At 62.0% G+C, this 7,074-nt stretch carries 6 protein-coding genes; 4 read left to right on the top strand and 2 right to left on the bottom strand.

The features are described from left to right. Nucleotides 1–2 precede the first annotated feature (2 nt). Both U5775_RS28150 and U5775_RS28155 read left to right on the top strand, forming a co-directional pair. Nucleotides 3–1,139, top strand: coding sequence for a hybrid-cluster NAD(P)-dependent oxidoreductase (locus U5775_RS28150; RefSeq protein WP_322061390.1), 1,137 nt, complete (start codon nt 3–5; stop codon nt 1,137–1,139). A gap of 245 nt (nt 1,140–1,384) precedes the next feature. Then, complete coding sequence (locus U5775_RS28155) at nt 1,385–2,554, top strand: porin (RefSeq protein WP_415913671.1); 1,170 nt, start codon at nt 1,385–1,387, stop codon at nt 2,552–2,554. A 165-nt stretch (nt 2,555–2,719) separates the two neighbouring features. On the opposite strand, the gene U5775_RS28160 is transcribed toward U5775_RS28155, so the two are convergent. Both U5775_RS28160 and speB read right to left on the bottom strand, forming a co-directional pair. Next, entirely contained in the window at nt 2,720–3,796 is a 1,077-nt protein-coding gene (locus U5775_RS28160) for a polyamine ABC transporter substrate-binding protein (RefSeq protein WP_415913673.1), read from the bottom strand. 75 nt (nt 3,797–3,871) lie between these two features. After that, nucleotides 3,872–4,849, bottom strand: a complete 978-nt coding sequence (gene speB, locus U5775_RS28165) for an agmatinase (protein ID WP_322061382.1) — start codon at nt 4,847–4,849, stop codon at nt 3,872–3,874. Between the two features lie 80 nt (nt 4,850–4,929). On the opposite strand from speB, the gene U5775_RS28170 reads away from it, so the two are divergent. After that, the gene (locus U5775_RS28170) at nt 4,930–5,916 is read left to right on the top strand and encodes a LysR substrate-binding domain-containing protein (protein ID WP_322061383.1); all 987 of its coding nucleotides are present in this window, start codon (nt 4,930–4,932) and stop codon (nt 5,914–5,916) included. A gap of 79 nt (nt 5,917–5,995) precedes the next feature. Next, complete coding sequence (locus U5775_RS28175; RefSeq protein WP_322061384.1) at nt 5,996–7,060, top strand: nitronate monooxygenase; 1,065 nt, start codon at nt 5,996–5,998, stop codon at nt 7,058–7,060. Nucleotides 7,061–7,074: the final 14 nt, after the last annotated feature.

Genomic DNA, 7,074 nt, shown 5'->3' on the forward strand with positions numbered 1-7,074 from the left:
CCATGAACGTAGCCGCAGATTCATGCTTCATCGGGCAGGGAAGTGAAATGGTTGATCGCTTTAGCAGCGCGAGCACGTGGGAGCGCGCCGACGCACGGTGGCCGAATCACGAGCAGCGCACGCTCATTTGCACGCGCGTAAGCGATGAGACGCACGACGTTCGAACATTCGTGTTCAGCACGGCGGATGGGCAATTGTTCAGCTTCGAGCCGGGACAGTTCATGACGGTCTCGGCGCAAATCGACGGCAAGGAGATCAGCCGCTGCTACACGATCTCTTCGCCGCCGACGCGCCCCTATGCGCTTTCCATCACGGTCAAGCGTACGCCTGGCGGTGTCATGTCGAACTGGCTGCACGAGAATATGAAGGCGGGTGTCGAACTGAAGGCGTTCGGGCCGTCGGGCGTATTCACGCCCTCGTCGGGGCCGGCGCTCAAGAGCCTTTATCTTTCGGCGGGTTCGGGCGTGACGCCGTTGATGTCGATGACGCGCGCGGCGCTCGATCTGGGCCTGAACCGCGATATCGTGTTCGTCCATAGCGCGAGAACGCCGGAGGACATTATCTTCCGCAAGGAGCTTGCAGCCCTGTGCGGCGTCTCGGGCAAGCTTCGCGTGATTCACATATGCGAAGCGCCGGGAAATAAAGCCGATTGGTCCGGTCCGGTGGGGAGGCTCGATCTGGAACTCTTGATGGAGCACGTGCCGGACTTCCGCGACCGGGAAGTGTTCATTTGCGGCCCGGCCGGCTACATGGATGCGTCCAGAAAGATGCTTGTCGATAGCGGTCATGATGCCTCCCGATATCATCAGGAGAGTTTCAATTTCGCGGAGACCGTGGAGTGCGCCGAACAGCCGGCATGCGCGCCAGCCGGACAGGCCGGATATACGGTGCGTCTTGCGCGCTCGGGTCGCGAGTTCACCATGGACGCGTCGCAGACGGTGCTCGCCGCTGCGCGAAAAGCCGGCGTGCCGCTGCCATCGTCGTGTAGCCAGGGGATATGCGGGACCTGCAAAACCCGGGTGCTCGAAGGCAGCGTCGAGATGAAGCACAATGGTGGCATTCGTCCGCGTGAAATCGAGAAGGGCATGCGGCTGATGTGTTGCAGCCGTCCCACTTCGGACCTCGTTCTCGATCTTTAGCACGACCCGGTTTCGAAGTCGCTATCACCGCACGCCGGCGGTGCGCTTGCCCGCGCCATCAATCGCTGGCTGGCGCACAAATTCAATGCGTTACCCTCGTTTCGATTCCTGGAAATCTGAATTTCGTTTTTTGTTGGTTAGGCAAGTTTATCGGCAATCTAAACTTCGTCGTCCGCCGATGATGTCGCCTCCAACAGATTCGTCGTTTCACGGCGTATACGAATCGACCATATACAGGAATACTAATGATGAGACGGAGAGGGAAATTCAAATGGGCGCTGTGCGTGCCCGCTATGTTATTGGCCAGTGCAGCACACGCTCAACAAAGTGTCACGTTGTATGGGCTGATTGACGAAGGGCTTAACTTTACCAGTAACGTGGGCGGCCATACCGCATATCAGATGGCGAGCGGCGACACGTTCGGTAGCCGCTGGGGCTTGAAGGGAGCGGAGGACCTGGGTGGCGGGAACAAGGCGATCTTCCAGTTGGAGAATGGCTTCAACGTGAACAACGGCAGGCTCGGGCAGGATTCCAGCATGTTCGGCCGCCAGGCGTTTGTCGGACTCTCATCGTCGCAATACGGGACACTGACGCTCGGCAGACAGTACGACACGAGCGTCGATGCGCTCGGCTTCGCCAGTCTTACGGCGACCGGCAGTTGGGCCGGCGACATCAATGCGCACCCTTTCGACAACGACAACGCGGACTGGGACTTCCGCGTCAACAACGCAGTCAAGTACACGAGCCCGACCTATAACGGTCTCACGGCCGAGGCGATGTACGGCTTTAGCAACCAGCCTGGCGGATTCTCGAACAACCGCGTCTGGGGCGCGACGCTGAACTACCAGAACGGTGGACTCACTGCCGCCGCATCGTATTTGAAGCTGAACAACGGCGGATTCGCGCAAGGCGGTGCGGTCAATCCGGGCGATCTCTTTGACTCCGCGTCACAGCAGGATATTGGCATCGGCGCGTCGTATCGCTTCACTCACGTACTCGTGGGCGCAACGTATTCGCACGTTGATGTCTATGATCCCGTCAGCAATGCATGGCTCGACAATACGAATCTGCCAGGCGGGGCCGCGTGGGATTCGTGGAAATTCGACAACTTCGAAATCAACGCGCAGTATTACTTCACGCCGACCGTCTGGCTAGGCGCGGGTTATACGTTCACCATGGCGCATCTGTCGTCGTCGGATGCCAGATATGTGCCGAAGTGGCACCAGATCGGCCTGATGCTCGACTACGACGTGAGCAAGCGGACATCGCTCTATCTGCAAGGCGCGTATCAGCACGTGGTTAGCGCCCATACCGGAACCAGTTTCGACGATGCACAGATCGTCGATGCGTCTGCGGGAGCGTCGGCTGGGGTGAACCAGACGGTCTTTCGTCTGGGTATGATTCATCGGTTCTGATCGTGGTGGAGCGTCGCCGGAGTGGTTGTTCGGCGACGCTGCGGACCTCCGCGAGGTCGAGCCCGTCCGCGAGATGACCCGACGGTCCTGCGAACTGGCCGGGCAGGCTCACGAACGACAACGAGATCGCGGGCACGCATGTCACGACCGATGCCCGCCGGGGCGTTATCCGCCTGACTTCAGCTGCGTCCAGAGTCTGCTTTCCAGCCGCTTGATCGTCGGCGACAACGGCTTGAGCAGAAACAGCGTTTTCAGCACCGGTTCCGGCGGGTACACGGTCGGGTCGTTCAGAATCTCGGGACGCACGAACTTGCGTGCGGCCGCGTCGGCATTGGGATAAAACACCTCATTGGTGATGGCCGCATGCACGTCAGGCTGCTCGATATAGTTGATCCACTGGAGCGCGGCTTGCGGGTGCGGCGCATCTTTCGGGATCGCCATCATGTCGAACCACACGGGCGCGCCACCGGCGGGAATGAAGTATTTGATCTCGTAGTTTTTGCCGGCTTCGCGCGCGCGATGACTTGCCATCGATACGTCGCCCGACCAGCTCAACGCAAAGCAGATGTCGTCGCCAGCGAGATCGTTGATGTAGGTGGTCGCGTTGAATTGCGTGATATAAGGGCGAATCTTTTTCAGCGCCTCGTAGGCGGCCTGATAGTCGGCCGGATTTTCGCTGTTCGGGTCCTTCCCGAGGTAGTGCAGGGTGACTGCGAAAACGTCGGCAGGCGCGTCGAGCACGGACACGCCGCAACTTTTTAACTGGCTCAGATATTCGGGCTTGAAGAGAATGTCCCAGCTATCGAGCGGCGCCTCATTGCCGAGAATCTTTCTGACGCGCGTGACGTTGTAGCCAAGTCCCGTGGTGCCCCACGCCCACGGCACCGCGTATTGATTGCCGGGGTCCGCATCGGCAACGAGCTTCAGCAGGTTGGGGTCCAGATTCGCCAGGTTCGGCAGTTTCGATTTGTCGAGTTTCTGATAGATGCCGGCTTCGATTTGCCTCGCAAGAAAGTTCGAGGTCGGCACCACGACGTCGTAGCCGGTCGACCCGGTCAGCAGTTTGGCCTGCAAGGTTTCGTCGCCGTCGTAGACGTCATAGCGCACGTGAATACCGGATTTCTTTTCAAAATTCGGCACCGTGTCTTTCGCAATGTAGTCGGCCCAGTTATACAGATTGAGCTGCTTGTCTTCGGCATGCGAGCTCGCGACGAATGCGCCAGCCAGTAATGCTGCCAGCATCCGCTTGATGAGGGTGTGGGACATGATGGTCGCCCGGAAAGGTTTCGATGAATTTCGATAAAGCCTGCGGTGGTCTCACATGCGCTGATGGCGCTGCAGCTTCTGGTTGCGCATCAGGCACAGCATGTCGACGGCAAGATGGGCGGCGGCAAGCGCCGTCACGTCGCTGTGGTCATAGGGCGGCGAGACTTCCACCACGTCCGCGCCCACCAGGTTGACGGGGCCCAGCGCGCGAACGATCTCGAGCGCCTGCGCCGAACTGAGGCCGCCCGCTACCGGTGTGCCCGTGCCGGGCGCACAGGATGGATCGAGGCAGTCGATGTCGAAGGTCAGATAGGCCGGCGCGTCGCCCACAGTGGCCAGCACTTCGTCGATGGTTGCCTGCGTGCCGTTGCGATGGACCCACGGCGCATCCAGAACCCGTACGCCCATGAAGTCGTTGTTCCATGTGCGAATGCCGATTTGCACCGAACGCGCGGGATCGATGAGCCCCTCGCGGATCGCCTTGTAGAACATCGTGCCGTGATTGAGCGACTCGGGGTTGTCGTCGGGCCAGGTGTCGGAGTGAGCGTCGAAGTGGATCAGGCTCAGCGGCTTGCCGTACTTTTCCGCGTGCGCGACGAGCAGCGGATAGGTCACGTAGTGGTCGCCGCCGAGCGTCAGCATGCGCGGGCCGGCTGCGAGAATGCCGCGCGCGTGGGCGATGATCGCGTCGCGAATGCCAAGCGGATTGTGGGCGTCGAACCAGCAGTCGCCGTAATCGACCACGTTCAGGTGATCGAACGGGTCGATGCCCCACGGAAACGCACCCAGCTCGGCGAGCATCACCGAAGCCGCCCGCATGGCTGCCGGGCCGAAGCGGGTGCCGGGGCGGAAGGTCGTGGCGAGGTCCAGCGCAATGCCGGATACGGCGACATCGACACCGGTGAGATCGCGCGTGTACGGCCGGCGCATGAACGACAGCATGCCGGCGTACGTCGGAGGCGAGGGTTGCCCGTCGATTCCCGCGGCGGCGGTTGGCGTAAGGTGAGAAGGCGCAAGGGTCACGGTCATAGGGGTCGATCCGGTTGGTTTTGGCGGACGCCGTCACACAAATATTCCTCATGTCTGCCTGAAAGGCGGAACGCGTATGCGTGAAGACAGGCAGTATCATTGCGAGTAAGCATTCCAGCGAAAAGCGAAAAATCTTGCTGGAAGTATCGATATTTCTAATACCTTCCGGCTTCAATCCCATGCGCAGACTTCCTCCTTTGCAGGCCTTGCTCGCCTTCGACGCGGCCGCGCGGCTCGGCAGCTTCACGCGCGCGGCGCAAGAGCTCGCGCTAACGCAATCGGCGATCAGCCATCAGATCCAGCAACTCGAGGAATGGACCGGGCAGCCGCTGTTTCGGCGCATCGGGCGCGGTGTCGCGTTGACCGCCGCCGGCGCGCTGTACGCGCAGACCGTAACCGAGGCGCTTGTCACGCTCGCCGATGGGCGCGACCGTATCGAGCCGTATGGCAATCCGGATTCGGTCATCGTCGTGTGCACGCCCGAGTTCGCGTCGGGCTGGCTCATGCCGCGCATGCGCGCGTTTGCGAAGGCGCTGCCCAATATCGAGGTCTGGCTCGTGACCGGTGAAAAGGTCAATGAGATCGATCGCGTCGATGTCGATCTTGTCGTGTCGCCAAGGGAAATCCGCACGCCCGAAGTGGTGTGCGAGCCCTTGCTCGACGAAGATGCCGTCGCGATCTGCGGGCCGGCGACCGCGCGTCGTTTGCGCTCGGCGCCGTTCCCCGAGGTGTTGACGCAAGCGCCGTTACTGATTGACGAGGCGCGCCCGGACTGGGCGCCCTGGTTGCCCGAATTGAGGCGGGGCGGCTTGCGAATACGGCGTGCCATGACAGCCAGCGATCCGGGCTTCCTGGTGGCAGCGGCCGGGCAGGAAGTGGGGATCGCCATGGTGTCGCGCCTCGCTGCGGGTGATGCATTGACGAGCGGGCGCGTCAAAGTCTTGCCTCAGGTGCCGGGATTCGCACTCGCGCCGCTTTGGTTGATGCGCTCAGCGCAGCCGGCGCGCTCCGCCGCGGTGGATGCGGTTTATGAGTGGATGATAAAGCTCTGCAGAAGTGGCGGATGACGGTTGAGCGGGTCTCGTTTTCACGCCCCCAGATTTGAGCGATCATTACCCCAACCCCATCGCTACCGGAGCGCACCCAATGAGCGTGAATACGGAACCCGACTGCTTGCATACGGCCTTAACCGATCTACTAGGTTGCCGCTATCCGATCGTCTCGGCGGGCATGGGCGGCCCGGCCAGGTCCGAACTTGCCGCAGCCGTTTGCGCAGCGGGCGGATTCGGCTTGCTCGGCATGGTGCGCGAATCACCCGAATTGATCGAGCGGGAGATCGCCGCCGTGCGCGCGGCCACGCCGTGTCCGTTCGGCGTCAACCTGATTCCCTCGGCAACCGAGGCAACCCTGTTTGCCGCGGAACTCGACGTGTGCCTCGCGGCGCGCGTTCCGGCGCTGTGCTTCTTCTGGGACGTCGTGCCGGACGCCGTGAAGCGCGCGAAAAACGCCGGCGCCATCGTGCTGTATCAGGTGGGATCGCTAGAGGATGCTCTGGCTGCGGAGCAGGCCGGAGCCGATGCCGTGATCGTCCAGGGCATCGAGGCCGGCGGCCACGTGCGCGGGCGAGCCGGCCTTCTCACGCTATTGCCCGAGGTCGCGCGCCGCCTGCGCGTGCCCGTGGTCGCGTCAGGCGGAATCGCAACGGGCGGTGGATTGATCGCGGCGCTCGCGCTGGGCGCAGCGGGCGTGCATTGCGGCACGGCGTTCCTCGCGACGCATGAGTCGTTTGCGCACGACTATCACAAGCAGCGCATTTGCGAGGCGCGGGCAGGGGACACGCTCTACACCGATCTCTTCGCCATCAACTGGCCGCCCAATTCGCCGGTGCGCGTGCTGGCCAATAGCGTGACCGCCAAGGCTGGCGGGCAATTGTTCGGCTATCACCCGGACACCTTGCCACGCGAGGTGATCGCCCACGACGACGGGCGGCCGCTCTACTTGTACAGCACCGATTCACCCTTGCGCAGCACGACGGGCGAACTGGAGCGCATGGCGCTGTTTGCGGGCGAATCGTCGGCGCTCGTGAATGAGCGGACGTCTGCGGCCGAGGTGATCGAGCGCATGGTGGTCGAGGCACTCGAAGCACGCCGCCGCATTGGCGCGGGTGAAGAGAGGGATCACCCCGACGCGTCAGATAATCAGCATCCCTGACAAAATCGAGGCGG

The organism is Paraburkholderia sp. J63 (assembly GCF_905220245.1).
GTDB lineage: Bacteria > Pseudomonadota > Gammaproteobacteria > Burkholderiales > Burkholderiaceae > Paraburkholderia.